Genomic DNA, 24,431 nt, shown 5'->3' with positions numbered 1-24,431 from the left:
GTTTCCCGCAGGTAACCGGGCCGAACCCGTTGGGCGCCGGGCTTTCAGACGCGGGCCAGCCGGACCAGCTGCGCCGCCAGTTCGTCATCGGTCACCGGGGTGAGGCTCAGGTCGGCGGCCGTGGTCAGCAGATAGCGGCCGTCGCCGGAGAAATCCAGCCAGGTGCGATGCCGGGTCGGTGGCGACAGCGGATTCGCGGGTTCGACCGTGACGGTGATGAATCCACGCCCGTCCACCGGGTCCCGCAGTTTGCGGCGGAAACGGTCGGCCTCCGCGCCGGTGCCGTCGGCGTCGGCGTCGGCGTCGGGATACAGCACCGCCTGCTGCGGTTCGCGCAGCGGCTCCAGCCGGCCCGGCGGCGCCGACCCGATGACCTCCACCAGTTCCCGCCCCAATTGGTCGGCGGGACACAGCGATACCGTCACCGTGTCCGGCAGCGAGACCAGGATGCCCGCCCGCTGCTGCGCCACCGCCGCGAAGGCGAGGATGCGCCGGGCCTCCGGGCCGGCGGTGCGCTCGCCGTACAGGGTGACGGTCGTGGTGTCGGTGCGCGCGCACAGGGCCAGCGCCGCGGCCAGATCGGGATCGGTGCGGCGCAGGAAGCGCGCCGGCGACCCGCCCAGCGGTAGCGGCCCGAATCGCGAAGCGCCGCCGGGATTCTCAGGTGTGGCCGGGTTCGTGTCGAGCGGATAGGGACGGCGTTCCAGATCGGTTTCGCGGGTCCAGATCATCGCGAACTCGTCCGGGGTCAGGATCCATTTCACGTGGCCGACCCCCCTTCCTTGGGTACCACCTCCGTCCCGTCCGCGACCCTACCGGAGAGATTCTGCGGGTGCTGCCTGTCACCGGTGAGCACAATCTGTGACCTACCGCACTCGAATGATGGATTGCTATCGACCCAGCGGTCCCGCGAAAGGCAGGACGACCGTGCAGGAGACGGGTGTGGCGTGCGCGGGGTCGAGGGCATTGAGGACCACGCGCACCGTGACCGGATCCGCGGGCAGCTCGAAGTGCTCGGTGTAGTCGTCCGGGCAGAAGTCCTGCAGCACCACGTCGTCGACATTGGGTCCGTCCAGCAGACCGGTGGTCCAGGGGGTGGCGATCTCGTCGTAGCGGGAGACCACGGTGGTGAACCGGATGTCCGGTGCGAGGGCCGGGTCCGCGTTCAGATCGATGGCGACCTTCGAGCCGGGTGAGAGCTGGCACGGCCCGCACTGCGCGGCCAGTTCCGTTCCGGGCGCGGTGGATTCGAGCAGCGGCTGCAGGTTCGCGAGGCCGCTGACCGTGGAACCGTGCAGCGGCGCGGCCAGCGCCACGTAGCGGTCGATCTTCGGGATGGCGCCGAGGTGGTTCAGGGCGTAGAACGGCACCGCGCCGCCCATCGAGTGGCCGACGAGATCGACCTTGTCCGAGCCCGTTTCGGCGCGCACCCGGTCGATGAAGTCGGAGATCTGCCGAGCGCTGGTCTCGACCGGCGTGATGGCGCCCAGCACCGGGCCGAGCGCGCCGGTGCCGTAGGTCGTGGTGAACACGCAGTAGCCGGCGTTCGCGAGGACCGCGGACAGGGTGTTCCAGGTGACGGTGTCATTGGACAGCCCGTGCAGCAGCACCACCGGATTCGGGTGCGCGGCAGCGGGTTTGCAGGACCAGTCGTTCGCTCCGGGCGGCGCCTGCCCGGGCGCGGTCAGCTCGGCCGCGAGCCCGCCGAAGTAGCTGTAGGACGGATCCGGCTCGTCGGCCGCGGCCGGGCGTCCGGCGAGCGCGGCGGCGAACAGGAAGGCGGCGGTGAGGCAGCGGGTGGCCGATCGCATGGGTACTCCCGGAGATTCGTGCCGGTCGGCCTCGCGATGCCCCCTACGCGCCGCGCATGACCGACCGGTCGGTCATAGGCTAGCCGCTGTGTACCCTCAGGGGGAAGAGACCGCGCAGGAGAGGATTCCGGCCATGCCCCGACCCGCGGAACCGGGCCGCAACGCCCTGCTCGACGCCGGGGCGGAGGTCGCCGCGCGCACGGGCCTGGCCGGACTGTCGGTCAATGCCGTGGTCCAGGCCGCCGGCATGGCGAAAGGCACCTTCTACCACCACTTTCCGGACCGGCGCAGCTATGTCGTCGCCCTGCACCGCCGGTATCACGACGAGCTGATCGGTCTCGTTCTCGCCGCCGTCGGCGACATCGCGCCCGGCCGCGAGCGACTCCGCGCCGGCCTCACCGCCTACCTCGATGCCTGCCTGGCCACCCGGGGCACCAAAGCCTTTCTCGCTCAGTCCCGCACCGAGGCCGATCTGCTCGATGAGGTGACCGCCCGCAATCAGCTGGTCGCCGCGATGATCGCGCCCGATATCGAACAGCTGGGCTGGGCGGACCCACCCGCGGTGGCGCACCTGGTCATCGCCATGGTCGCCGAGATCGCGCTGGCCGAACTGTATTCCGACGCGGCCCGCCCCGACCTGCGCGCCGCGCTCACCGCATTGATCGAGCGCACACCCGCCTGACGGCCGTCGCGGTCACCGCCCGTAGTCGCCGAGTCCGGCTACCGCCGTGTCGAATCCGTCGGTCGCGGCCCGGATCACGCTGGCGCGCACCGTCTCCGGGTCCGTGCCCGCCAGCGTGGCCCGGCGGATCTCCGCGTGCAGGGCGCGATCCAGTCCCGCGAGGGCGGCCGCGGCGAGTCTCGGCGTGGAGTCGTCCGGGCTCGCACCGGTGGCCGCCGCGAGCGCCACGGCCAGCGCCGCCTCGGTCTGCTCGCCGATTCGGCGCAATCGCGCCTGCAGGGCAGGGCTTTCGTCGATCATGCGCCAGAAGGTGGTGGCGCCGGGAGAGAGGCCGAGGGTGGGGTCGTCCCGGCGCACCCGGTCGAGGAAGGCGCGTCGCACGGCCGCGGCCGCCGATTCGCCCGGCTCGCGGTCACGGACCGCGGCCGCGAGCCGGTCCGCGACCTCGTCCTGACGGTCGAAGAACAGGTCCTCCTTGGTCGGGAAGTAGTTGAACGCGGTATTGACCGAGACGTTCGCGGCGCGCGCGACCTCGGCGACGGTCACCTTGTCGAAGCCCTTCGCCACGAACAACGCCATGGCGGTATCGGCCAACGCGGTCCGGGTGGCGCGCTTCTTCTCCTCGCGCAGTGCCAACGACCTCTCCTTCCTGTCGTTCGAGCAGTATAGGTGTGACACTAAAAATGGTGTGACACCAAAATTTGAGCTACGGTTGGAGCATGACGCTCAGATTCGGTATCTACCCGGGCGGACTCGCCGGCGACCAGTTCGGCAATGTCACTCCCGGCCCACCGGAACGGGCCGACCGCATCGCGGCCGCCCTCGACGAACTGCACGGCGACCACCCATTCGTGGTGCGCGGCTACGTCCTCTACAGCGACGCGCGCGGCGGCTTCCAGGAAGCCCCACCCCAGCCCTGGCAGTACGCCGCGGCCCGCCGGAAGCTCGATCTGGTGGTGTGCTTCCACGAGCCGGGAGACGATCTCACCGGCTGGCTCGCCTTCCTGCGCAAGCAGATTCGCGAGCACGGACCCGTGCTCACCTCGTTGCAGATCGCCGAGGAACCCAACCACGACGGCCCCGGTGGCAATGGCGGCCACCCACAGGTCCGGCGGGCCATCATCGAGGGCGTGCACGCCGCCCGCGCGGAGGTGGACCGCCTCGGCCTCGCGGTTCGCATCGGCTGCAACTCGACGCCGATCTTCGATCCGGCACAGGAATTCTGGACCGATCTGGGCCGCCGGGGCGGCCGAGAATTCACCGAGGCCCTCGACTACGTCGGCCTGGACTTCTTCCCCGACGTCTTCCGCCCCATCCCGGCCGCGGGACTGGAGGACGCCATCACGGCGGTCGTGACCGCCTTCCGCCGCGAAAGCCTCGCGGCCGCCGGCATTCCCGACGCCACGCCCATTCACATCACCGAAAACGGCTGGGCCACCGGCCCGGACCGGTCCTACGAGCGTCAGGCCGAAGTGCTCGAGACCGTGGTGCGGCTCGTCGACGGCCTGGCCGGCGAACTCGGCATCACCACCTACGAGCACTTCGGCCTGCGCGACTCCCACAGTGACCAGGGCGATATGAACCTCGAATTCGGGCTCCTGCGTTCGGATTACACACCGAAGCCCGCCTTCGACCGCTACCGCGAACTCATCGCGAAATACAGCACCCCGGCATGATCGCCGCGGTGCGTCAGATGGGCGCGACCTCGATTTTGATGTCCGCCGCACGCAGCCGCTCGGTCAGCGCGTCACCCATGGCCGAGGCCGGGGTGAGAATGCCCGCCAGCTCCGGCAGCCTGTCGAAGGCCAGGCACAGACCGGACTGGCCGAGCATGACCGAGGTGGCCTGATAGCCCGGATCGCCCTTGCCGGCGAAGGTGCACTCGTACTTCGCGCCCGAGGTGGTGTGCGCGAAGGTGCGCATGGTGAACCAGCCGCTGCGCCGGGCCTGCTCGCTCGGCCCGGTGCCCGGCTTGGGCACGATCCGGTCGATCAGCTTGCGGCCCACCGCCACCCGCGACAGCACCGCGCCCGCCGCCATGGTCGCCACGATCCCGCCCGCGATACCCGCCGCGACCAGCGGCGCGGTGGCCGACGAGCCCGCGCTCATGACCTCCCGGTAGCGGAAGTTCTTGCCGTACGGCCAGCCCAGCAGGCCATTGGAGCGGCGCACGATCTTGGTGTTGTGCGCGCCCATGATGAAGGTCGCCACCCAGCCGTCCAGGCTCGGATCGATGGCCGAGGCCCGCGACAGCGCCTGATCGGTCTGGCGGCCGACGTCGGGCTCCATCGCCTTGTCGGGGCTGAGCGAATACGGGTGCGATATGACCGACGCCTTGCTCGGATCCTCCGCGATGGCCTCCATCATGGCCCGCCCGGAACCGATGGTGCCGCCGCTCGCGCCGCCCTTGAGCCAGGCCACCAGGGTGACATCGGTGAGCTCGCCGGCATTGTCCGCGACACTGCGCTTGTACAGCTGGTACACGCTCAGATCGGACGGAATCGAGTCGTAGCCACAGGAATTCACGATCTTCGCGCCGGTCTCGGCGGCCCGCTCGCCGAAGCGGTCGATGCACTCCCGGATGAACAGCGGCTCGCCGGTCAGATCGGCGTAGTGCGTGCCGTTCTCGGCGCACGCCTGCACCAGCGGCAACCCGTACCGCAGGTACGGGCCCACCGTGGTGACGACCACCCTGGTCCGCGCCGCCAGCGCGTCCAGGCTGCCCTGGTCGGTGGAATCCGCCTGCACCAGCGGCCATTCCGCCGCGGCCGCCCCCAGCTCGGCGCGCACGGCGGCCAGCTTCTCCGGCGACCGCCCCGCCAGCGCGATGCGCGCCCCGGCCGGCGCCGCCTCGGCGAGGTACTGCGCGGTCAGCTTGCCGACGAAGCCGGTCGCACCGAACAGGACGATGTCGAATTCCCTTGTGGCCACTTGCCTCACCTGTTCCGTTCCTGGGGTGTCCGGGGCGAGGCCCCGGAAAGCTGCCGAGAGTTGGGTGTATTCACGCCTTCGCGGCGCGCTTGCGGGTCTTCTTGGTCGGTCCCCCGGTGGTCGGCGTCGGAGCCGGGCGGCTCGCCAGCCATTCATGATGCGCGCGGCCGAGTTCGGTGACCGGCTGGTCCCCGTAGAGCCACTCCCGCGCGATGCGATGCCAATTGCCCGTCGCCTCCAGCTGCCCCAGCATGCCGAAGGTGAGGAAGTCGGCCCGCCGCGAGAACAGGTGCTCCGGCGGGAGATTCTGCTGCTTCATCCCGGTGAACTCGCTGGCCCGCGGATCCACCGCCAGTACGAAAGCGCCCGAGGCCAATTGGGGGGTGATGGTGAGATCCTCGTCCACCAGCGCCCATTCGCACGCCGCCAGCACGTACTCCAGGCACTCCTCGGGCGTGATCTCCTCCGGGGAATCGATGATGCCGCGCTCGACCATGAGATCGCGCAGATCCTCGGCCCGCTCCTCGGCCGCCGCGCGAATACAGATGGCCTCGAACTGCACGTGCTCCGGATCCATCCGGTTGAAGAGCCCGAAGTCCAGGAACGCCACCCGGCCGTCCGGGCCCAGCAGCAGATTCCCCGGATGCGGGTCGCCGCAGAACTCGTTGAAGGTGAACAGCGAGCCCACATAGAAGCGGTAGATGATCTCGCCGATCCGATTGCGTTCCGCCGCGGGCATTTCCCGGATCTCCTCGAAACCACGGCCCGCGAAGTACTCGCTCACCAGCACCCGGGTGGTGGACAGTTCCGGGTAGGTGGTCGGCACCACGATGAACGGGTGCCCGGTGAACAGCTCCGAAATCTGCTTCTGGGTGGTCGCTTCCGCGACGTAGTCGAGTTCGCTCTCCAGGTTCAGGCGCAGCTCGTCCAGCACCGCCGGGGTCACCCACGGCATGGCCGACTGCAGGATGCGCCGGAACATGGCCAGGTTCTTCAGATCCGCGCGCACCGCGACATCGATCCCCGGATACTGCACCTTCACCGCGACCTCGCGGCCGTCGTGCAGCGTCGCCTTGTAGACCTGCCCGATCGAGGCCGCCGCCACCGGCTCCGGATCGAACCCGGCGAAAACGGCTTCCAGCGGCTTGCCGAAGTCCTCCTCGATGACCGCCCGCATCACGTCGAACGACACCGAGGGCGCGCTGTCGCGCAGCACCGCCAGCCGGCGCTGGAACCGCTCCCGATGCTCCGGCGGCACCAGATCCAGATCCAGCACGGACAGCATCTGCCCGAGCTTCATGGCCACGCCCTTCATGGTGCCCAGCACCATGACCATCTGCTCGGTGGCCCGGATCATGGACTCCTCGGCCATCCGCGCCCGCACGGCCTCGGAGCGGCCGCGCATGGATCGTCGAGTCTTCTGGGCGCGCAAGGCATTACCCGCGACGGCAATCCCCAGCTTCGTCCCCCGCGCAAGCCTGGATGTGGGCAGCTCTTTCGCCATCAGTGACCCTCCATGGGAGCCAACACCCCCGTTGGTGCCGACACGGCGGATACCGCGTGGTGTGGTCCGCCGGCTTCAGCCTAACCACACTGCGAACTCGAGTGCTAGCCGTCAGCTAGCAGTGTTTTCGCGGTTTTCCGGGTCCGGCAGCACGTGCGGGTGCGCGTTGAAGTAATGCCGGTCGCCGCCCGCGCGGACCATGCCCTCGATCGCGCTCCAGGCCATCATGGTGAGGTAGTCGAGCATTTCCTCGCTGGACATGGTGCGGTTGGAGATCCACCAGTCCGTCGCCAGCTGCACACCGCCGACCAGCACGTAGGACCACAGCATCGCGCCCTCGGTCTGGATGCCGCGGTCGAAGGCCTTGTCGATGATGACCGCCGAGACCACCTGGGCGAAGAGCTTCTCGAAGTCGGCGAGGGTGGAGGTGTCGGTGGCCGAGCCGTTGCCCATGATGAACCGGTAGACGTCGGTGTCCGAGTCGACCGTGTGCACGTAGGCCGCCAGCGTGTTGCGGACCAGCTGGTACTCGTCGAGGTCGTCGCTGATGGCCTCGTAGATGCGCGGCATCAGCGTGGTCTCGATGAACCGCTCCATGGTGGCGCGGGTCAGGTCCTGCTTGTCCGAGAAATAGCGGTAGAGCACGGTTTTCGAGACGCCGATCTCGGCGGCGATCTCATCCATCCCGGCATCGCCGCCGCGTTTGCGGATGGCGGCGAGGGTACCGTCCACCAGTTCCTCGCGCCGGTCGATCTTGTGCTGTTGCCAGCGGCGTTTGCGGCCGTCGACTCGACCACCGCGGGGGCCGGTGGCCGCCTCCACGGCGGCACTCACGCTGCCTTTGGTGGTCACGCTGCGTTGGCTCCTTGTTCGCGTCCTGGGCCTGGGCCTATTCAGCTTAAGCCTCCCATGCTGTGGATCGTCGCCGATCGGGAAGGGCCCGGTGGCGGGGAGTACGTCACACCACGCGCCAGAATGGAAGATATGGAGCAACCTGCCGGCAGTGCCGGGGTACTCGAAACGACCGAGCCGAAGCCGATGAAGACACCACCCAACGGCGGCGGAGCGTTCGCCGATCTCCTGGACGAAGAGGGCAAGAAGCGCGAGCTGTGGCGCATGAAGGCCATTGCCACCGGGTTTCTCGCCGTGGCCACGATCATCTACATCGTCTGCGCCTGGATCAGCTCGCGCGGCGGGGGAGGTGAGTGGGTCGGCTATGTGAAGGCCGCCTCCGAGGCCGGCATGGTCGGCGCGCTGGCCGACTGGTTCGCTGTCACCGCGCTGTTCCGGCATCCGCTGGGACTGCCGATCCCGCACACCGCGATCATCCGCAAGAAGAAGGATCAGGTGGGCGCCGGTCTCGGCGAATTCGTGCGCACCAATTTCCTCTCGCCGGATGCCGTTGCCGTCAAGGTGAATTCCGCGCAGGTCCCGCTCCGGCTGGGCCGCTGGATGGCCGAGCCCGCGCACGCGGAACGCATTTCCGACGAGAGCGCGACCATCCTGCGCGCGGTGATCGGCGTGCTGCGCGACGAGGACGTCGAGCAGATCATCGACAACACCATCGTCAAGCGGATCGCCGAGCCGCTGTGGGGTCCGCCCATCGGCAAGGTGCTCAACGAGCTGATCGCCGACAACCGGCAGGCCCCGCTGCTGGACCTGCTGGCCGAGCGCGCGCACCAGTGGGCGCTGGACTCGCAGGAGACCCTGGACCGCATCGTGAACCGGGACGCGCCGTCCTGGGCGCCGAAATTCGTGAATTCGCTGCTGGCCGAACGCATTTATCGGGAGCTGGTGGAATTCACCTGGAAGGTGCGCACGCAGCCCGATCACGAAGTGCGGCTGGCGGCGAATCGCTTCCTCGAGGATTTCGCCCACGATCTGCAATTCGACGACGCGATGATCGAAAAGGCGGAAAAGATCAAGACCGAGCTCATGGGCCGGCGCGAAGTCACCGGGATGGCCCAGGCCACCTGGCGGGCGGCCAAGCGCATGATCCTGGAGTCGGCCGACGATCCGAATTCCACGCTGCGCCGCAAGGTCGCCGACAATGTGCAGCAGCTCGGCGAGCGGCTCTCGCTCGACGTGGTGATGCGCGACAAGGTGGACGGCTGGCTCGAGCGCGGCGTCCGGTATCTGGTCGCCAACTACGGCGCCGAGTTCGCGTCGCTGGTCAGCGACACCGTGGCCCGCTGGGACGCGGAAGAGGCGAGTCGCAAGATCGAATTGGCGGCGGGCAAGGATCTGCAATTCATTCGCATCAACGGCACGGTGATCGGTTCGCTCGCGGGCCTGGTCATCTACGCCGTGTCGCATTTGCTGTTCAATGGCTGAACATTTGACCAATAAAGCGCTGCGGGCGGAGCGCCGGCTGTTTGCCACGTGCCATTCGGTGAACAGCGCTAGCAGAGCGCTTGCAAGAGTTAGCACCCCGTCCTAGAATTGACCGCACAACCGCCGGAAGGTGAGTGATGAAGCACGATCCCGAGGTTCCCGAACCGATCGAGGGCGACAGCGCGGAGACGTCCGCCGCCGGAGATCGGACGGGTCGCGTAGCCAACGCGGCTCACGACATCGGGGGCTTCATCCGGGCGCAACGCGAGGCCGCCCAGGTCTCGCTGCGTCAGCTCGCACAACTGGCGGGGGTGAGCAATCCGTACTTGAGTCAGATCGAGCGCGGGCTGCGCAACCCGTCCGCCGAGGTACTCGCCCAGATCGCGAAAGGTCTGCGGGTCTCCTCGGAGGTCTTGTACATGCGGGCCGGGTACCTCGAGCAGAGGCCGCACGGCCCCGTCCGGGATGCCCTGTTGGCCGATACCGGCCTGACGGAACGTCAGAAGCAGGTCCTCCTGGACATCTATGAATCGTTTTGCCGGGAAAACCAGGCTAACGAGGACAGAGGGGACGCAACGGAGCTAATGGGGGGCGTTCCCGGGGGAAACAGGGACAACGAGGTTCCGCACCGCACAACCGAAGTTCCGCCACGCCAGGAGAGCGAACCATCATGACCGAATCGAATCTGACCGCGACCGTGACCAAACCGATCTACGCCACGGTCGGCGCGGGCGACGCCATCTACGCCGCCGTGCTCGACGCCGTCTCGCAGATCCGCGAGCGTGCCACCTCCGCTGACGTCCAGGGCCGCATCGATGAGGCCCGCGAGCGCGTCGCCAACCTCCCGGCCGACCTGCAGGAGCAGGCCGAGACGCTGCGCCAGCGGGTGCAGGCGCTGCCGTCCGAGCTGCCCGAGGACCTGGCCGAGCTGCGCGAGAAGGCCACCGCCGAGGAGCTGCGCAAGCTGGTCGACCAGTACTACCACCAGCTGCTGGACCTGTACGCCGACCTGGCCGCCCGCGGCGAGGAGACCGTCGAGAAGCTGCGCAGCAACCCGGCCTTCGAGGAGCGCTTCGAGCAGGTCGAGACCCGCTACAACGACCTGCTGTCGCAGACCCAGGACATCATCGGCAAGGTGACCGACCAGGTCGGCCCCTACATCGGGCGCGCCGGCAAGGATGAGGCCGAGGCCGAGGCCGAGCTCGAGGAAGCCGTCGACGCCGAGGTCGTGGACGTGACCACCGAGACCGCCCCGGTCGAGGACGCGCCGGTCAAGAAGGTCGCCGCCAAGAAGGCTCCCGCGAAGAAGGCCGCCCCCGCCAAGAAGGCCGCCCCCGCCAAGAAGTAACCCTCGCCTCGAGCGAAAAAGCTTGTCGCCCTCGCACACTCACGTGTGCGGGGGCGGCTGCGTTCAGGGGGCCGGCGTCGCCCGGAATTCGTGTCGCGATGAGAAGCCCTGGTGGGCAGGGCTTCACCCGTATGATGGGTGGGGTGATGGGAATTCCCGGACTGATTCTGTGGGTGTTGAAACTGTGTGCCCTCGGCATGACGGTGTTCGCCCTCGTGCACGCGATTCGTCAGCGCCCGGACGCCTTCACGGCCGTGGACAAACTGACCAAGCCGGTGTGGATCGCGATTCTGGTGGCATCCATGGCCGTGCTCCTGCTGCCCGTCAGTCCTGTCGGTCTGCTCGGCATCGCCGCCATCGTGGCCACCGGCGTCTATCTCGCCGACGTCCGCCCGAAGGTGGACGAGATTCAGCGCGGGCCGCGCTGGTAGCCCGTTTCCGAGGCCCTCGGCCGCCACTCCGGATGCTCCGGGGTGGCGGTTATTTTTTTCACACCGGGGCGCCGACCGGGGTGAAGTGTGTTCCGACTCGGGAACTTTTCGGCTGCTTGCACTAGCAAGCGCGGGGTAGCGCGGGTTACTGTATCTATCAGTAACACAAAGGAGTGTCCTATGCGGTCAACGCTGCCTCACTCGGCGGACCTCGGCCGGAAGATCCGTGACCTGGTGCGCAAGCACCGGGCCGACCTGCGCACCCGGACCTACGGCAACGCGGATCTGAATCCGCCGGCCGGACCCTGCGAGGTCGTCCCGGTCACCGCCACGGACGGCGCCCGGCTCCGAGTCCACGCCTATGGCCCGGCCGATGGCGATGTCATCGTGCTGGTGCACGGCTGGACCTGCTGCCTCGAGTACTGGAACCCCCAGATCAACGCCTTCGCGGGTGAATACCGCGTCGTCGCCTACGACGTGCGCGGCCACGGTGAGAGCGACGAGGGCACCGCCCCGCTCACCACCGACCAGCTCGCCGACGATCTCGCCGATGTCCTGGACGCCGCGCTGCGGCCCGGTCAGCGCGCGGTGCTGGTGGGACACAGCCTGGGCGGCATGACGATCCAGGCCTGGGCGGGCCGGTATCCGCAGCGCGTGCGGAAGCAGCTGCTGGCGGTGCTGCTCACCAATACCGCGGCCGGCGATCTGATCGCCGAGACCACCGTGGTCCCGTTCTTCAATCGGGGTATTGCCAAGCTGCCCTTCGTGATCGGCCTGCTCGGGCTGAGCCTCCCGATTCTCTTCCCGCCGATCCGGCTCGTGACCTGGGCGTTCCGCCGGCAGGTCATGAGCCTCGCCGCGGTCGGCGACATCGCCGCCTTCGCCCTGAACATCGTGCGCTCGTGCCCGGCCCGGGTGCGCGGCCGGTTCGGAACCCTGCTGTCCCGCCTGGACGTGGGGCGCGGGGCGGCGAATCTGACCGTGCCGACCACCGTCATCGCCGGGGCGGCCGACGATCTGACCCCGCCCGTGCATTCGGAGCGCATCGTCGAGATGCTGTCCGCGACCGGCAGCCTGGACGGCTATCGGGTGCTGCCGACCGGTCATCTCGGCAATGTGGAGGCCCACCGGGAGTTCAATGCCGAACTCGCCCGGATCGCCAAGTCCGCGTTCGGGATTCCCGCGCGGGCGGTGGGCGCCTGAGGGGTGGGCACTTCCACCCCTGGGGTTCCCTAACAGAGACGGCCGTCACCGCGAACATAGTTGTAGAGCAAGAAGATATATCCCTGCTTGCTATTGCAAGCACTTTGGTTAGCGCGATACCGTGGTCTGGAACACAAAGGAGTGCTCATGCTGGTGAAACTGCCGGAGGGCGTCGATGCGCTGACCGCCCCCCTTCGCCCCGGACTGCGGTCCCGCCGCTATAAGACGGCTTCCCTCAACACGCCGCATCCCGCCGAAGTCATCCCCGTAACCACCCGCGACGGCGCGCGCCTGCGCGTGCACGCCTACGGCCCCTCCGACGGCGAGGTCATCGTGCTGGCGCACGGCTGGTCCTGTGCCCTCGAGTACTGGAACCCGCAGATCAACGCCTTCTCCGGTGAGTACCGGGTGATCGCCTTCGATCAGCGCGGCCACGGTGAAAGCGAAAGCGGCACGCGGACTTTCGGCGCCGATCAGCTGGCCGACGACTTCTCCGACCTGCTGGACGCGGTGCTGCGGCCCGGCCAGCGCGCTGTGCTGGTCGGGCACAGTATGGGCGGCATAACCATTCAGGCCTGGGCACAGAGGTACGCGCACCGGGTGCAGCACCAGGCCTCGGCGGTGCTGCTGGCCACCACGGCCGCGCGCCAGATCCCCAACCGCGCCACCGTGATTCCGCTGCTCAACGATGTCATTCCGGGTCCGGACTGGCTGGCCGTGGCGCTGTTCGGCACCCCGATTCCGCTGCCCGGCGGCGCGGCGATCAACCTCATCGCCAAGAACCGGCTGACCAATCCGCTGGCCACCTCCGAGCAGGTCGCCTTCGGTGTCTCGATCGTCCGTTCGTGCCGGCCCTCGGTCCGGGCCGCGGTGGCGCGTGGCCTGGTGAAGCTCGATGTGCACGGCGCCGCCGCCGATTTGACGGTGCCGACCACGGTCGTCGCGGGCTCCTACGACAAGCTGCTGCCCGAGGTGCATTCGCGCGAGATCGCCGATGCCCTCGCCGCGGCGGGCAATCTGGAGCGCTACTCGATCCTGCCGACCGGCCACCTGGTGAACATCGAGGCCGAGCAGGCCTTCAATGGGGAGCTGCACCGGGTCATCCGGAACGCGCGCCGCCATCCGGAGGCCGCCGCGGGCTGACTCTGCTCGACCGAGAAACGCCCGCCCCTGTGAAAACAGGAGCGGGCGTTCGCTTTTCGGGTCCTATTCGAAGACGACGGTGCGGCGGCCGTGCACGAGCACCCGGCCCTCGAGATGCCAGCGCAGACCCCGGGCCAGCACCACGCGCTCGATATCGCGACCCTGGCGGACCATCTCGCGCACGGTGTCCGAGTGGTCGACGCGGGTGACGTCCTGCTCGATGATCGGGCCCGCGTCCAGCTCGGCGGTGACGTAGTGGCAGGTCGCGCCGATCAGCTTGACGCCGCGGGCGAAGGCCTGGTGATACGGCCGCGCGCCGACGAAGGACGGCAGGAAGCTGTGGTGGATATTGATGGCCTTGCCCGCCCAGTGCTCGCACAGCTCGGAGGGCAGCACCTGCATGAAGCGGGCCAGCACCACGGCGTGCGGGTCGTGCGCGTCGACCAGGTCGCGCACCTGCTCGAAGGCCGGGCCGCGCTCGGCCGGGTCCTTGGGGAAGGGCACGTGATGGAACTTGATGCCGTGCGCCTCGGTCATGCCGGCCAGGTCCGGGTGATTGCCGATGACGGCCTCGATGGTGGCGGGCAGCTCGCCGCTGGTGGCCCGGCCGAGCAGGTCGTGCAGGCAGTGGCCGTCCTTGGAGACGAGCAGGACCGCGCGGCGGCGTTCACCGGAGTCGTGCACCTGCCAGTCGGTCTCCGGGCCGAGGTCGGCGGCGACGGCGGTGAAGCGGGTGCGCAGCTCGTCCAGATCGAACGGGACGGTCGTGGCCTCCAGCGCCTGCCGGGTGAAGAACCACCCGGTCTCCAGGTCGGAGTGATAGCCCGCCTCGACGATCGACCCGCCGAAATCGGCGATGAACGAGGTGATGCGGGCGATGATGCCGGGACGATCCGGGCAGCCCAGGGTGAGCACGAATCGGCGGTCGTCCGGGGTGGAACTCATCCGACAATCTTCCCAGCAACCGTCGGAGCCATCGACCGCAGGGGGTTCGGTCCTTCGACTGCCGACGTGCGGACTGATTTCGTAACCGTTGCTCGTCGGGCAATCCCGAAATTGGTTCGGCACGTGACCGCCGGCACTCATGCACGACGGTCGACGTCACTCGAGCCGTGCGCTGAAGTCCCGGGGAGGCGGGGGAGTATAGAAGGCGTCGGCGTAGCGGAATTCGCCCTTGATCTCGAGTTCGTAGGCGGTGAGCGGGCGGACCTGGAAGTGGGTGGTCCACTCCGGCTGGTCCGGAATGATGCCCATGCGGGTGCCCGGCACGAAACCGAAGCGCGGGTAGTACTCGAGGCTGCCGACCAGGCCGACCAGCGTTTCGTCGAGGGCGTCGGCGGCGCCGAGGGCGGCGTGCATGAGGGCCGAGCCGATGCCCTTGCCCTGCCGGTCGGCGCGGACGCCGATCGGGCCGAGCGCGAGGACCGGGAACGGGCCGATGCCGGCGCGGGTGAGGCAGACGTGCCCGACGATCTGATCGTGGAACTCCGCCACCAGTGAGAGGGTCGGGATCCAGGCGGACCCGTCATCGCGAAGGCTGTGGACCAGACCGACCTCCACAGGGTCGCCGATGGGCGGGGAGGCGGGGAGGTCACCGTCGGCATCCGCGGAGCGATCGAAGGCACTGCGGTGCACCTCGTCGATCGCGGCGGCGTCGCCGGTACGTTCACGACGGATCAGCACGCCTACAAGTCTGCGTGACAGCGGCGGCGGCCCGCAACGAAATTCGCCGGGCATGTGCCAAACTCGGTGCTCATGGCACAGATTTCCCGTCGTGACGTGGCGGCGATGATCGATCACACCCTGCTCTCGCCCGAGGCCACGCCCGCCGAGGTGACCGCGCTCGTGGACGAGGCCCGCGAGCTGGGGGTGTTCGCGATCTGCGTGTCGCCGTCCATGCTGCCGGTGCGCGCGCCGGGCCTGGTGGTGGCCACGGTCGCGGGTTTCCCGTCCGGCAAACATCATTCGCTGGTGAAGGGGGCCGAGGCACGGCTGGCGGTGGACCAGGGGGCGGCCGAGGTGGACATGGTCATCGACGTCGGCGCGGCGCGGGCCGGCGATTACAACGCGGTGCTGGCCGACATCGTCACGGTGCGTGAGGCGATCGGAGATCGGGCGCTGCTCAAGGTGATCATCGAATCCGCCGCTCTCACAGACGAAGCCATTGTCGAGGTGTGCCGTACCGCGGAGCGGGCGGGCGCGGATTTCGTGAAGACCTCCACCGGATTCCATCCCGCGGGCGGTGCGAGCGCGCATGCCGTGGGGCTGATGGCGGAGACCGTCGGCGGACGGCTCGGGGTGAAGGCCAGCGGCGGTATCCGGAGCGCGGCGCAGGCGGCGGAGTTGATCGCCGCCGGCGCCACGCGGCTGGGATTATCGCGGTCTCGTGAAGTGCTGGAAGGCTTTCCGATCTAGCAGTTGATCGGTTGCTGCTGCTGGTTCGGATCCGCCTTCAGCTCGGCGTGCCCGCCCTGCAGTGCGACGTGCAGGCCGTTGCTCGTGACCTCGAGCTTGGTGGGCTGCAATCCCATCGGATAGCTCTGCAGGCTCTGGGTCATGAGATCCACGATGCCCGAGACCAGATCGGTGGGCAGGCCGAAGCCGAGCAGTGAGGCCTGCACGGTCTCGACCTCGATCTTGCCGTCGACAATCTTTGGCTTGACCTGCAATTGGGCCAGGCCGCCCAGTACCGCGAAGCTCAGCGTGCCGGAGCCCGGATCGGCGGTGGTGCCGGAAACCAGGCCGCCCAGCGTCTTCGTCATGCCGTCGGTGCTCCAGGTGACGTCGGCGGTGGAGCTGCCGACGGTGGCCTGCTGGCCGCTGTCGGACATTTCGACGTCCTTGAAGTTGGCGTGCACGACCATGCCCTGCGCCGGGCCGAACTTGGAGTCGTCGCTGTCCACGGTCACCGAGCCGACCTTGTGGTCGAACATGGTGAGCAGCACCGGTTTCCAGCCGAACGACACATCGATCTTGGAGCCCATCTGGGCCTGGAACTGTGAACTGATGCAGTTCTCGACCTTGTTGCGGGCGTAGGCCTCGCCGCCGCCCAGGCCGCCCACCACCAGCAGCGCCGCCACCATGCCCACGATGAGCAGGGTCTTCTTGCGATTCCGCGGCTTGCCGGTCGAGCCGCCGTGTCCGCCACCGACATTCATCGGCGGCGGGGGCGTGCCTGGCGGCGGCGCGCCGCCGGGCTGCGGGATCGGGCCCGAGGTGTCGCCGGGGCGGCCGGGCAGCACCTGGGTCGCGGTCGGTCCGGTGGAGCGGCCCGACGCGGCGTTCGCGCTGGCGGCGTAGGCCGCCTCGCCCGGGTGCAGCACCTGGGTGGCCTGTCCGCCGAGATCGGTGGTGGGCGGGTCGCCGTGCGGGGCGGTGGCGTTGTTCCACCAGACGGCGGGGTCGCCCGAGCCGTCGAACGCCTGGGTCGCGGCGTCGGGCCGCGCGCCCAGGACCTCGGTGGGCGTGCTGTCCGGTTTTCCGAAGTCGACCGGCTGCCCGACGGGATCGCCCCGTCGCGCTGCAGGTTCGCTCTGTTGCGCGGCGGTGGCGTCGCGCTTGGTCGCGTCGTCCGAGCTGGGTTCCGAACTCATGGGGCGATTCTTCACGAGGTTTCTGAGTGGGCTCTGTGCTTCCTGTGAGGTGTCGGCTCACAGGCGTGGATTGTGACATAACGCACAGGGGTCGGCTTATTCTGAATGTCATGGCTGGGAACGCGGCACCGGAGCCCGATCCGGAGTACGGATGGCGCGCGTTGCGGGAGCTGGCCGCGCGGCACGCCGGGTATTTCACCACCCGTCAGGTGCTGCGTACCGGATGCGAGGTCCGGATTCGCGACGGGATGCGGGATGGCAGCATTCTGCGCTCGGGGGTGGGGTTGCTGCGGATGGCCGATTGGCCGGACGGGCCGCTCGACGAGTACGCCATGTGGTCGGCCTGGTTCGACGGGGCCGCGGCGGTCTCGCACCACAGCGCCGCGGAACTGCACGGTCTGGGACGGTTGCGGCCGCGCTTCGTGCACCTGTCGGCGCGGGTCGGGCGGTTTCCGCTGTCGCCGCGGCTGGTGGTGCTGCGGCGCAGTTTCGCCCGCAAGGATGTGGAGTCGGCGGGGGCCTTCCTGGTGACCACGCCGCTGCGGACCGTGCTGGATCTGGCCGAGGCCGGCATCGGGCAGGCCGCGCTGGACGAGGTGGTGGCCGACGCCGTCGCCATCCACCGCTGCGCCCGCGCCGAAATTCGTTCCGCCAGTGCCGCTCTGGATCCGGCCACGGCGGCCCGGCTGCATCGCGCCCTCACTCGCGCCCAGGAGGACCCACGTTAGGGGCCGCGAGGTGCGCGCTTCCGAATTTCGACGTGCGCGCCTCGAGTTTTGCGGACGCCCATTTCGTGGCAGGGTGACTGTCCATGGCGACGGGCGGTGCTGGCGTGTGGGATCTGGTGTTTCCGCCGGGCCCGCCCGAGCGTATCGCGGACATGTTCTCGGCGGCCGTGGTCGCCGACGCGATCCGCCCCTACGATGCCGATCTGGCGCAGTCGGTGGAGACCTGCCGGGACTGGCGGCACGGCTACCACCGGGTCTTCCGGGGCATGACGGCGCTGGCCATCGGTGCGCCGGAGGTCTCGATCGGCATGGCCGGGGCGGGGCTGGCCTCGGCGCGTCACATGCTGCGGTTCACGGCCGGGCGCACGGTGGCGGCACTGGACACCGTCGACGTGGATGCAGCGGCCGAAGGGACGGTCCTGGAGACCGCGGCGACGCCGGGCGAGGCCGCGGCGGTGAACCGGCTCGAGGTGCCGTGGCGCGGGCTGCTGCTGGCCGAGGACGCGCTGCGGCTGCGACTGGCCGAATGGCAGACCCGCGGGATTCTGGAAGCCGACTTCGTGGCGGCGATCGAACGGGTCATCGATCATCCGGAGTGGTTGTCGCTGCCCGGTTTCCGGGTGACCGTCACCGGCGCGGACGCAGAGCTCGGGCCGCTGCGGCCGCTGCTGGGATGGGGCGCGGACGTGCTCGCGGTGGATCGGCCGGGCCGGGCGCGCTGGGACCGGTTGCGCGCGGTCGCGAAGGCCGGGGCCGGGGTCATGACGTTCCCGGTCGCGGACGGCGAACCCGGCGTGGACATCTCCCGCGGCTTTCCGGCGCTGGCCCGCTGGATCACCGCGCACAGTGGTGACGTCCGCCCGGTGCTGGGGCTGTACGCCGGGCTGCCCGGGTCGGCCGGTGTCCGGCTGGCGGCGGCGTCCGATGTGCTCGCCGAAACGCTGCTGCGGCATCGCTCCGAGGCCGCGCTCGCGTTGCTCGGCTCGCCGACCGACACCTACGCGGTGCCCGCCTCCGTGGTGGCCGCGGCCCGGGATCGGCTGGCGCAGCGGGGTTTCCGCGGCAATGCTCAGGATCTGCTGCATCGGGTGGCGCCGCACTCGCTGTACCGGCTCAATTACACGCGCCCGATCTTCGACTCCGAGGGCGGCGCGTGGGGGCTGTTCGACAATCTTCCCGCCCTGGCAGGGCCGGATTACGCCCTGGCCCAACGGTTCCCGCGCTGGCGGGCGGTGCTGGCCGGCTCGGCGGGTCACACCGTATCCTTCACGGTCGCCCCGCCGGCCTGGACTCGCAGCGTGGCCCGAGAATACCCGTGGCGCACCGTGGCCTACCGCGCCGCCTCGCATTTCGGCATCGAGGTCTTCGACCCCGCCACCGCCCGCACGCTGCTGGCGGCCAAGCTGGTGGCGGATCTGTTCGCGGAGGGCGAACCCCGGAATTCCAACCCGGAGGCCCTCTTCACCACCGGCGCGGCCCATGGCGGCCTCTGGCGTCAGCCCTTCGCCCCGCGTTCCCTGCTCGCCCCCGCCGCCGTCTCCGGAACCGTGCGAGAGCTGTTCCACAAGCTCTGATGATCCGCGTGCGACCCGCTCAGGGCAGGGGCGCGACGGCCGACCAGGGGACGGTCAGCACGTTGTCGCGAAGGCGGCGGCGGTAGGGGTGGAGCGGAAAACCTTGCGCGCGCAGGAGGTTCGCGGCGTGCCGCCAGCGGACGCGGGGGCCGTAGGGGGCCAGCGGCGCGGCGACGGCCCAGGCGCGGTCGGCGGCGGTGAGCAGGGTGTGGATGGGTTCACCGGGGATATTGCGGTGGATCAGGGCTTTGGGGAGGCGTTCGGCGATGTCGGAGGGGGTGCCGACGGTGAAGGGGTCCCAGGCGAGGGTCAGACACAGCGGTGCGGTGCGGTCGAGGAGGATCCAGGCACAGCGGCGGCCCAGTTCGTCGCAGGTGCCGTCGAGCAGGAGGCCGTCGGGCGCCAGACCGGACTGGATGGTCGACCAGGCTTCGGGCACAGCGGATTCCGGGTACTGACGCAGCACATTGAAGGCGCGCACCAGCGTGGGGCGCAGGCCCGCGAGCTCGAAACCGCCGCGCGCGAACACCACCCCGTCCCGGCCGGGCACCACGCGTTCCGGATCGATTTCCAGGCCGACCACCCGTAGATCGGGCCGCACGGTCCGCAAACGGGCGGCCATCTCCAGGGTGGTGACGGGGCTGGCACCGTAGCCGAGGTCCACCACGAGCGGATCCGCAGCATTCAGCAATCGTCCGGCAACCAGGGGGTCGTGGGTCATCCATCGGTCCCCGCGGCGCAGCCGGTTGATGCCGGTGGTGCCGCGGGTGATGGTGCCGATCGGCTTCGCTACCCGACGGGGTACTGCTGATCCAGCCAAATTTTCGTCACCTCGGCTTCGGCGCGGAACAGGTCCACCAGGTTGACCAGCATGAGCTGTTCGAGCCTGCGCCCGAGGAACGGAAGGTGGACCTGGGCCCGCGAGGAGGTGCGCAGCGTGCAGCCGGTCTCGGTGGGGAACAAGCGCATGGTGCCGCCGAGAGTGCCTGGGCTGTTGGGGATTTCGGCGGTGTACTCGCCGGTCACCTCGGGTCCGTAGGGGCCGTAGGATTCCCGGCGGGTGATCACCATGTCCCGGTGCACGACCATCTGCGCCATGTCGGGGAGGGCGTCGCGGGGGAGCACGTGCCGCAGTTCGACCGTGATGCCGTGGTCGCCGGCGTCGAGGCTGACGATGTCGTTCGGGGAGTGCTTGCGCAGTTCCTCGATGCGGGCATCCCAGTGTTCGCGGCTCATCATCGCGGCATACACCTCGTTCGTGGTGTGCAGCGGATAACGGGCGGAGTAGTCGAGTCGGCGGGCCACGATCGCTCAGGTTACTGCCGGGCGACCCCGGTCAGCGGAAACTTCGGGCGGGTCGTCGCAACCGGGCCGGGCCGATCAATGCGAACTCAGCCAGGTGTGGGTGAACTCGGCCTCACGCTCCAGCAGTTCGGTGAGGTGCTGCTGGATGGCGGCCTCGATCTTCTTTCCGAACAGCGGGATCTTCACGTCGATGCTCCCGTCCACCACGAAGGTGGAGCCGGAGCCGTTGTCGGTGACGGTCAGGGTGCCGTTGACGGTCGCGGGCGCGCCGTCCACGCGGGCCTCGACGGTGCCGCCGGCGCCGTGCCAGGTCTCGGTGCGAGGAATGGTCAGGCCGTCGGGCTTGATCGCGGTGATCTGCGCGGGCAGGTCCGCGGCCGGAATCGTCTGCACCATCTCGACGCACACCTGCTCACCGCTGATGATCAGGTTCTCGATGCGGGCATTGGGCCCGCCGACGGTCTCGATGCGGTCCTTCCAGTACTGCTCGTCGGCGAACGCCGCGCGCACGGCGGCCATGGTATGTGTGGAGTGCGCAGTGAAGGCCAGAGGTGTCGCCATGGTCCGACAGGCTACCGTCTGTGCCTGTGCGTACTTCTCGGGTGGTGTCGTTCGACGACCTGCGGGACCTGCTGACGGCGACCGGTGCGCGGCTGCGTGCCGAGGTGCCGCTGGCGGAGCTGACGACCCTGCGGGTCGGCGGTCCGGCGACGGTCGCCGACTGCGCGACTACCGACGCCCTGGTCGCGACCGTGCGCGCCCTGGACGCCGCGGGAATCCCGGTGCTCCTCATCGCCGGCGGATCCAACCTGCTCATCGGCGACGAGGGTTTCGACGGGGTCGTGGTGCGGATCGCTACCGAGGGCGTCGAGATCAGCGGTGACACCGCGATCGCCGAGGCGGGCGCGAACTGGGACGCGGTGGTGGCGGCGACGGTGGCGGCCGGGTTCGGCGGTCTCGAATGCCTGTCCGGGATTCCCGGTTCGGCCGGTGCGACGCCGGTGCAGAACGTCGGCGCGTACGGCGTCGAGGTGGCGAGTGTGCTGCGGCGGGTGCGGCTGCTGGACCGCGCGAGCGGCGAGATCCGCTGGGCCGCGCCGGCCGAGCTCGGATTCGGTTATCGCACTTCGATTCTCAAGCACAGCGACGCCGCGGTGGTGCTGGCGGTCGAATTCGCGCTGCGTGCGGACGGTTCCAGTGCGCCGTTGCGCTATCGCGAACTGGCGCAGGCGCTCGACGCGGCCGAGGGCGAGTCCCGTCCGGCGGCCGAGGTGCGCGCGGCGGTGCTGCGGCTGCGGGCCGGCAAGGGCATGGTGCTGGATTCGTCGGATCACGACACCTGGAGTGCGGGATCGTTTTTCACCAATCCCGTCATTCCGGATACGCAGGTGGCGGCGGTGCGCGCGGCGATCGCGTCACATCTGGGGGCGGACGTGGCCGTGCCCACCTATCCCGCCGAGGGCGGGGTAAAGTTCTCGGCGGGCTGGCTCATCGAGCGCGCCGGCTTCGCCAAGGGCTTTCCGGGCGACGGGTCTCCAGCGCGGTTGTCGACCAAACACACGCTGGCGCTGACCAATCGGGGCGCGGCCACCGCGACCGATCTGGTGACCCTCGCCCGCACGGTTCGCGAGGGTGTTGCTGAGCGCTTCGGCATTCGCCTGGATCCCGAACCTGTGACCGTGGGAGTGAGCCTGTAGCGAGTGGCTTGTGCCACCAATTCAGCGTCCGGGATACACGGTTTGCGGGGGTAGGGTCGAGCAAGTGAGAAATCGAGGACTGTCCCGCCGGTCGGCCATGCGGGCCGCACTGGTGGCGTCGACGGCCGTGATCGCGGCGGCGTGTTCGTCGTCGAACAAGGGTGGTGGCGGCCCCGCGCAGCCGGCCGCGCCGGTCGCTTCCGTCAAGCTGGAACCGGGTAATGGCACCGACAATGTCAACCCGACGACCGCGGTGTCGGCGACCGTCACCAATGGCCGCATCGATCAGTTGGCGCTGACCAATTCCAACGGCAAGCAGGTAACCGGCACCTTCGATGCCACTCGCAGCAAATTCACAGTGAACGAGCCGCTCGGCTACGGCGCCACCTACACCTGGTCCGGCACCGCCGTCGGCACCGACAACAAGCCGGTCGCCATCGACGGCAAGTTCACCACCATCAGCCCCAAGACCACGGCGCCCGCCACCATCAATATCGGTGACGGCCAGGAGGTCGGCATCGCCGCGCCGATCATGCTCCAGTTCAAGGGGCACGTCGAGAACAAGGAGGCGGTGGAGAAGGCGCTCGTCGTCACCGCCACCCCGGCCACCGAGGGTTCGTGGGCGTGGCTCCAGGACGAGAACGGCGGCTCCCGGGTGCACTGGCGGCCGCGCGAGTACTGGCAGCCCGGCACCACCGTCCACGTGGGCGCCAAGCTCTACGGCCTGGACATGGGCAGCGGTCTGTTCGGCGACTCCGACCTCACCTCCGACTTCCGCATCGGCCGTTCGCAGATCGTGAAGGCATCGGCCCCCACCCACCGCGTCCAGGTGGTGCGGGACGGGCAGACCGTCTTCGACTTCGCCTGCAGCTACGGCGAAGGCAACCAGGACCGCAATGTCACGCGCTCCGGCATCCACGTGGTGACCGAGAAGTACGAGGACTTCATGATGTCCAACCCGCCGTTCTACACGAACGTGCGGGAACGCTGGGCCGTGCGCATCTCCAACAATGGCGAGTTCATCCACGCCAATCCGGAATCGGTGTCCGCCCAGGGCAATTCGAACGTCACCAACGGGTGCATCAACCTCAACCCGACCGACGCTCAGGCGTACTTCCCGACCGCCCTCTACGGCGATCCGGTCGAGGTCACCGGCACCCGCATCCAGCTCTCCGCCGCCGACGGCGACATCTACGACTGGACCATCGACTGGGAGACCTGGAAGGGCCTCTCGGCGCTCCAGGGCGAGCCGAAGAACCAGATCTCGGCCACCCCGCTCCCGCCCCAGCCCGTCGGCGGTCGCTGAAACCTCGTCCGCGGCAGCCGAATCCCGTCTGCCGCGGGCCGGACCGTCCCCCCGATTGCGGTGGGTTGGCGCTGCCGGTGGTCGCGGATAGTGTCGGGGCATGTCCGGGAACCTGACCTTGGCCAATGTCCTCGACGATGCGGCGCTGCTGTCGTTCGAACACCAGATGCATCTGCAGGAGGTGCTCGGCGAGCATTCCTTCGCGGTGGACCTGGCCGAGCGGCGCTTCGAATTCCGCTGCGCGGACCGCACTCTCACGTGTACCGGGATGCACCTGCTCGGCAGCGCGGCGCCGGGACCGCAGTCCTGGCTGTGGTCGTGGGCGAACCCGGCCGGCTATCCGGCCGAGGTGGTGGCGACCGCGGCGGCGGTGCGGGACTTCGGAACTCACCACGGCATTCCCGAATTGGGTTCCGCGGAGGTGCCGTTCGGCGCCTTCGGCGCGGAGATCGAACCGCACCAGGCGTCCTGGGCCATGATGGAGGCGGCCAAGCCGATCTCCGGCCACTGGACCTCCTATCAGGGCAATGCGGGCGGCGGCACCTTCGTGGCCTTCCTGGTGGAACATCCGGAGCTGCAGCTGCCGCCGCCGGCCGGGCCCCGCGTCCTCCGGGTGCTGTCCCAGGGCCTCGCCGAGCTGGCGCTCACCGATCACCGTCGCGCCGTGCACAGCTATCTGACCCGCCGCGGCCTGGCCGTCGAATTCGCGCCGGACGGGAGCTCGCTGCGCTTCGACTGCCCGACCGTGGACGGCACCGTCGATTTCGATGAGTACGGCCGTGTTTCGGGGATCAACGGCGGGATGTCGGCCGGGGAGTAGGGCTCGCGGTGCGTGCGCTGA

The 24,431-nt window shown here is 69.1% G+C and carries 26 protein-coding genes; 14 read left to right on the top strand and 12 right to left on the bottom strand.

Features of this window, described 5'->3' with window-relative positions:
* Positions 1-44 precede the first annotated feature (44 nt).
* Positions 45-764: an ESX secretion-associated protein EspG gene (locus tag ON33_RS28205; protein ID WP_040862111.1), complete on the bottom strand. Its 720-nt coding sequence runs from the start codon at positions 762-764 to the stop codon at positions 45-47.
* Positions 765-890: 126 nt separating this feature from the next.
* On the bottom strand, positions 891-1,811 hold the full coding sequence (locus ON33_RS28200; protein ID WP_040862110.1) for an esterase/lipase family protein: 921 nt from the start codon (positions 1,809-1,811) through the stop codon (positions 891-893).
* A 133-nt stretch (positions 1,812-1,944) separates the two neighbouring features.
* On the opposite strand from ON33_RS28200, the gene ON33_RS28195 reads away from it, so the two are divergent.
* A complete protein-coding gene (locus ON33_RS28195) occupies positions 1,945-2,493 on the top strand; it encodes a TetR/AcrR family transcriptional regulator (protein WP_040862109.1) in 549 nt (182 codons plus the stop codon).
* Between the two features lie 12 nt (positions 2,494-2,505).
* Here ON33_RS28195 and ON33_RS28190 read toward each other — a convergent pair whose 3' ends face one another.
* On the bottom strand, positions 2,506-3,129 hold the full coding sequence (locus ON33_RS28190) for a TetR/AcrR family transcriptional regulator (RefSeq protein ID WP_040862108.1): 624 nt from the start codon (positions 3,127-3,129) through the stop codon (positions 2,506-2,508).
* Between the two features lie 83 nt (positions 3,130-3,212).
* Between ON33_RS28190 and ON33_RS28185 the strand changes: the two genes are divergently transcribed.
* Positions 3,213-4,169 carry a glycoside hydrolase family protein gene (locus tag ON33_RS28185; RefSeq protein ID WP_040862107.1) on the top strand — a complete coding sequence of 319 codons (957 nt, stop codon included), beginning with the start codon at positions 3,213-3,215 and terminating at the stop codon, positions 4,167-4,169.
* Positions 4,170-4,182: 13 nt separating this feature from the next.
* Here the strand turns inward: ON33_RS28185 and ON33_RS28180 are convergent, their stop codons facing one another.
* From ON33_RS28180 to ON33_RS28170, 3 genes are all read right to left on the bottom strand, one after another.
* Positions 4,183-5,433, bottom strand: coding sequence for a saccharopine dehydrogenase family protein (locus ON33_RS28180; protein WP_373281069.1), 1,251 nt, complete (start codon positions 5,431-5,433; stop codon positions 4,183-4,185).
* Between the two features lie 61 nt (positions 5,434-5,494).
* The gene (locus ON33_RS28175) at positions 5,495-6,928 is read right to left on the bottom strand and encodes an ABC1 kinase family protein (protein WP_051152922.1); all 1,434 of its coding nucleotides are present in this window, start codon (positions 6,926-6,928) and stop codon (positions 5,495-5,497) included.
* 111 nt (positions 6,929-7,039) lie between these two features.
* On the bottom strand, positions 7,040-7,780 hold the full coding sequence (locus tag ON33_RS28170) for a TetR/AcrR family transcriptional regulator (protein ID WP_083869358.1): 741 nt from the start codon (positions 7,778-7,780) through the stop codon (positions 7,040-7,042).
* Positions 7,781-7,966: 186 nt separating this feature from the next.
* Between ON33_RS28170 and ON33_RS28165 the strand changes: the two genes are divergently transcribed.
* From ON33_RS28165 to ON33_RS28140, 6 genes are all read left to right on the top strand, one after another.
* Positions 7,967-9,262 (top strand): DUF445 domain-containing protein, encoded by a 1,296-nt coding sequence (locus ON33_RS28165; protein ID WP_051152921.1) that lies wholly within the window; start codon positions 7,967-7,969, stop codon positions 9,260-9,262.
* A gap of 137 nt (positions 9,263-9,399) precedes the next feature.
* The gene (locus ON33_RS28160) at positions 9,400-9,936 is read left to right on the top strand and encodes a helix-turn-helix domain-containing protein (protein ID WP_051152945.1); all 537 of its coding nucleotides are present in this window, start codon (positions 9,400-9,402) and stop codon (positions 9,934-9,936) included.
* On the top strand, positions 9,933-10,610 hold the full coding sequence (locus tag ON33_RS28155; RefSeq protein ID WP_040862105.1) for a hypothetical protein: 678 nt from the start codon (positions 9,933-9,935) through the stop codon (positions 10,608-10,610). Before ON33_RS28160 ends, ON33_RS28155 begins: the two co-directional genes overlap by 4 nt.
* 134 nt (positions 10,611-10,744) lie before the next feature.
* Positions 10,745-11,041, top strand: a complete 297-nt coding sequence (locus ON33_RS28150; protein ID WP_040862148.1) for a DUF2516 family protein — start codon at positions 10,745-10,747, stop codon at positions 11,039-11,041.
* Between the two features lie 180 nt (positions 11,042-11,221).
* On the top strand, positions 11,222-12,244 hold the full coding sequence (locus tag ON33_RS28145; protein ID WP_040862104.1) for an alpha/beta fold hydrolase: 1,023 nt from the start codon (positions 11,222-11,224) through the stop codon (positions 12,242-12,244).
* Between the two features lie 147 nt (positions 12,245-12,391).
* Positions 12,392-13,387: an alpha/beta fold hydrolase gene (locus tag ON33_RS28140; RefSeq protein ID WP_040862147.1), complete on the top strand. Its 996-nt coding sequence runs from the start codon at positions 12,392-12,394 to the stop codon at positions 13,385-13,387.
* Between the two features lie 63 nt (positions 13,388-13,450).
* Here the strand turns inward: ON33_RS28140 and purU are convergent, their stop codons facing one another.
* Together purU and ON33_RS28130 are read right to left on the bottom strand one after the other, a co-directional pair.
* Positions 13,451-14,332 carry a formyltetrahydrofolate deformylase gene (gene purU, locus ON33_RS28135; RefSeq protein ID WP_040862103.1) on the bottom strand — a complete coding sequence of 294 codons (882 nt, stop codon included), beginning with the start codon at positions 14,330-14,332 and terminating at the stop codon, positions 13,451-13,453.
* A gap of 156 nt (positions 14,333-14,488) precedes the next feature.
* On the bottom strand, positions 14,489-15,070 hold the full coding sequence (locus ON33_RS28130) for a GNAT family N-acetyltransferase (protein WP_051152920.1): 582 nt from the start codon (positions 15,068-15,070) through the stop codon (positions 14,489-14,491).
* A 72-nt stretch (positions 15,071-15,142) separates the two neighbouring features.
* On the opposite strand from ON33_RS28130, the gene deoC reads away from it, so the two are divergent.
* Positions 15,143-15,802, top strand: coding sequence for a deoxyribose-phosphate aldolase (gene deoC / locus ON33_RS28125; RefSeq protein ID WP_051152919.1), 660 nt, complete (start codon positions 15,143-15,145; stop codon positions 15,800-15,802).
* On the opposite strand, the gene ON33_RS44280 is transcribed toward deoC, so the two are convergent.
* A complete protein-coding gene (locus ON33_RS44280) occupies positions 15,799-16,980 on the bottom strand; it encodes an LmeA family phospholipid-binding protein (protein ID WP_306307527.1) in 1,182 nt (393 codons plus the stop codon). The genes deoC and ON33_RS44280 overlap by 4 nt on opposite strands.
* 110 nt (positions 16,981-17,090) lie before the next feature.
* On the opposite strand from ON33_RS44280, the gene ON33_RS28115 reads away from it, so the two are divergent.
* Complete coding sequence (locus ON33_RS28115) at positions 17,091-17,708, top strand: hypothetical protein (RefSeq protein ID WP_040862101.1); 618 nt, start codon at positions 17,091-17,093, stop codon at positions 17,706-17,708.
* An 83-nt stretch (positions 17,709-17,791) separates the two neighbouring features.
* Positions 17,792-19,282, top strand: a complete 1,491-nt coding sequence (locus ON33_RS28110; RefSeq protein ID WP_051152918.1) for a hypothetical protein — start codon at positions 17,792-17,794, stop codon at positions 19,280-19,282.
* A gap of 19 nt (positions 19,283-19,301) precedes the next feature.
* Here ON33_RS28110 and ON33_RS28105 read toward each other — a convergent pair whose 3' ends face one another.
* From ON33_RS28105 to ON33_RS28095, 3 genes are all read right to left on the bottom strand, one after another.
* Positions 19,302-20,003 (bottom strand): hypothetical protein, encoded by a 702-nt coding sequence (locus tag ON33_RS28105; RefSeq protein ID WP_040862100.1) that lies wholly within the window; start codon positions 20,001-20,003, stop codon positions 19,302-19,304.
* Positions 20,004-20,071: 68 nt separating this feature from the next.
* A complete protein-coding gene (locus tag ON33_RS28100; RefSeq protein WP_040862099.1) occupies positions 20,072-20,587 on the bottom strand; it encodes a DUF2505 domain-containing protein in 516 nt (171 codons plus the stop codon).
* A gap of 75 nt (positions 20,588-20,662) precedes the next feature.
* Complete coding sequence (locus tag ON33_RS28095; protein ID WP_040862098.1) at positions 20,663-21,148, bottom strand: DUF2505 domain-containing protein; 486 nt, start codon at positions 21,146-21,148, stop codon at positions 20,663-20,665.
* Between the two features lie 41 nt (positions 21,149-21,189).
* Between ON33_RS28095 and ON33_RS28090 the strand changes: the two genes are divergently transcribed.
* The 3 genes from ON33_RS28090 to ON33_RS28080 all read left to right on the top strand — a co-directional run bounded on the left by ON33_RS28090 (position 21,190) and on the right by ON33_RS28080 (position 24,410).
* Positions 21,190-22,284, top strand: coding sequence for a UDP-N-acetylmuramate dehydrogenase (locus ON33_RS28090; RefSeq protein ID WP_083869356.1), 1,095 nt, complete (start codon positions 21,190-21,192; stop codon positions 22,282-22,284).
* A 97-nt stretch (positions 22,285-22,381) separates the two neighbouring features.
* Positions 22,382-23,590, top strand: coding sequence for a L,D-transpeptidase (locus ON33_RS28085; RefSeq protein WP_040862097.1), 1,209 nt, complete (start codon positions 22,382-22,384; stop codon positions 23,588-23,590).
* A gap of 100 nt (positions 23,591-23,690) precedes the next feature.
* A complete protein-coding gene (locus ON33_RS28080; RefSeq protein WP_040862096.1) occupies positions 23,691-24,410 on the top strand; it encodes a DUF6882 domain-containing protein in 720 nt (239 codons plus the stop codon).
* Positions 24,411-24,431: the final 21 nt, after the last annotated feature.

It is taken from the genome of Nocardia niigatensis NBRC 100131 (assembly GCF_000308655.1).
Taxonomy (GTDB): Bacteria; Actinomycetota; Actinomycetes; order Mycobacteriales; family Mycobacteriaceae; genus Nocardia; species Nocardia niigatensis.
The sequence above is the reverse complement of the archived record's forward strand: the minus strand, read 5'-3'. Positions and strand labels throughout refer to the sequence as shown.

Coding starts and splice junctions, on each gene's coding strand:
- ON33_RS28200 (WP_040862110.1), bottom strand. CDS start 1,811: ATGCGATCGGCCACCCGCTGCCTCACCGCCGCCTTCCTGTTCGCCGCC.
- ON33_RS28195 (WP_040862109.1), top strand. CDS start 1,945: ATGCCCCGACCCGCGGAACCGGGCCGCAACGCCCTGCTCGACGCCGGG.
- ON33_RS28185 (WP_040862107.1), top strand. CDS start 3,213: ATGACGCTCAGATTCGGTATCTACCCGGGCGGACTCGCCGGCGACCAG.
- ON33_RS28175 (WP_051152922.1), bottom strand. CDS start 6,928: ATGGCGAAAGAGCTGCCCACATCCAGGCTTGCGCGGGGGACGAAGCTG.
- ON33_RS28165 (WP_051152921.1), top strand. CDS start 7,967: ATGAAGACACCACCCAACGGCGGCGGAGCGTTCGCCGATCTCCTGGAC.
- ON33_RS28160 (WP_051152945.1), top strand. CDS start 9,400: ATGAAGCACGATCCCGAGGTTCCCGAACCGATCGAGGGCGACAGCGCG.
- ON33_RS28155 (WP_040862105.1), top strand. CDS start 9,933: ATGACCGAATCGAATCTGACCGCGACCGTGACCAAACCGATCTACGCC.
- ON33_RS28150 (WP_040862148.1), top strand. CDS start 10,745: ATGGGTGGGGTGATGGGAATTCCCGGACTGATTCTGTGGGTGTTGAAA.
- ON33_RS28145 (WP_040862104.1), top strand. CDS start 11,222: ATGCGGTCAACGCTGCCTCACTCGGCGGACCTCGGCCGGAAGATCCGT.
- ON33_RS28140 (WP_040862147.1), top strand. CDS start 12,392: ATGCTGGTGAAACTGCCGGAGGGCGTCGATGCGCTGACCGCCCCCCTT.
- purU (WP_040862103.1), bottom strand. CDS start 14,332: ATGAGTTCCACCCCGGACGACCGCCGATTCGTGCTCACCCTGGGCTGC.
- deoC (WP_051152919.1), top strand. CDS start 15,143: ATGGCACAGATTTCCCGTCGTGACGTGGCGGCGATGATCGATCACACC.
- ON33_RS44280 (WP_306307527.1), bottom strand. CDS start 16,980: ATGAGTTCGGAACCCAGCTCGGACGACGCGACCAAGCGCGACGCCACC.
- ON33_RS28115 (WP_040862101.1), top strand. CDS start 17,091: ATGGCTGGGAACGCGGCACCGGAGCCCGATCCGGAGTACGGATGGCGC.
- ON33_RS28110 (WP_051152918.1), top strand. CDS start 17,792: ATGGCGACGGGCGGTGCTGGCGTGTGGGATCTGGTGTTTCCGCCGGGC.
- ON33_RS28105 (WP_040862100.1), bottom strand. CDS start 20,003: ATGACCCACGACCCCCTGGTTGCCGGACGATTGCTGAATGCTGCGGAT.
- ON33_RS28095 (WP_040862098.1), bottom strand. CDS start 21,148: ATGGCGACACCTCTGGCCTTCACTGCGCACTCCACACATACCATGGCC.
- ON33_RS28085 (WP_040862097.1), top strand. CDS start 22,382: ATGCGGGCCGCACTGGTGGCGTCGACGGCCGTGATCGCGGCGGCGTGT.
- ON33_RS28080 (WP_040862096.1), top strand. CDS start 23,691: ATGTCCGGGAACCTGACCTTGGCCAATGTCCTCGACGATGCGGCGCTG.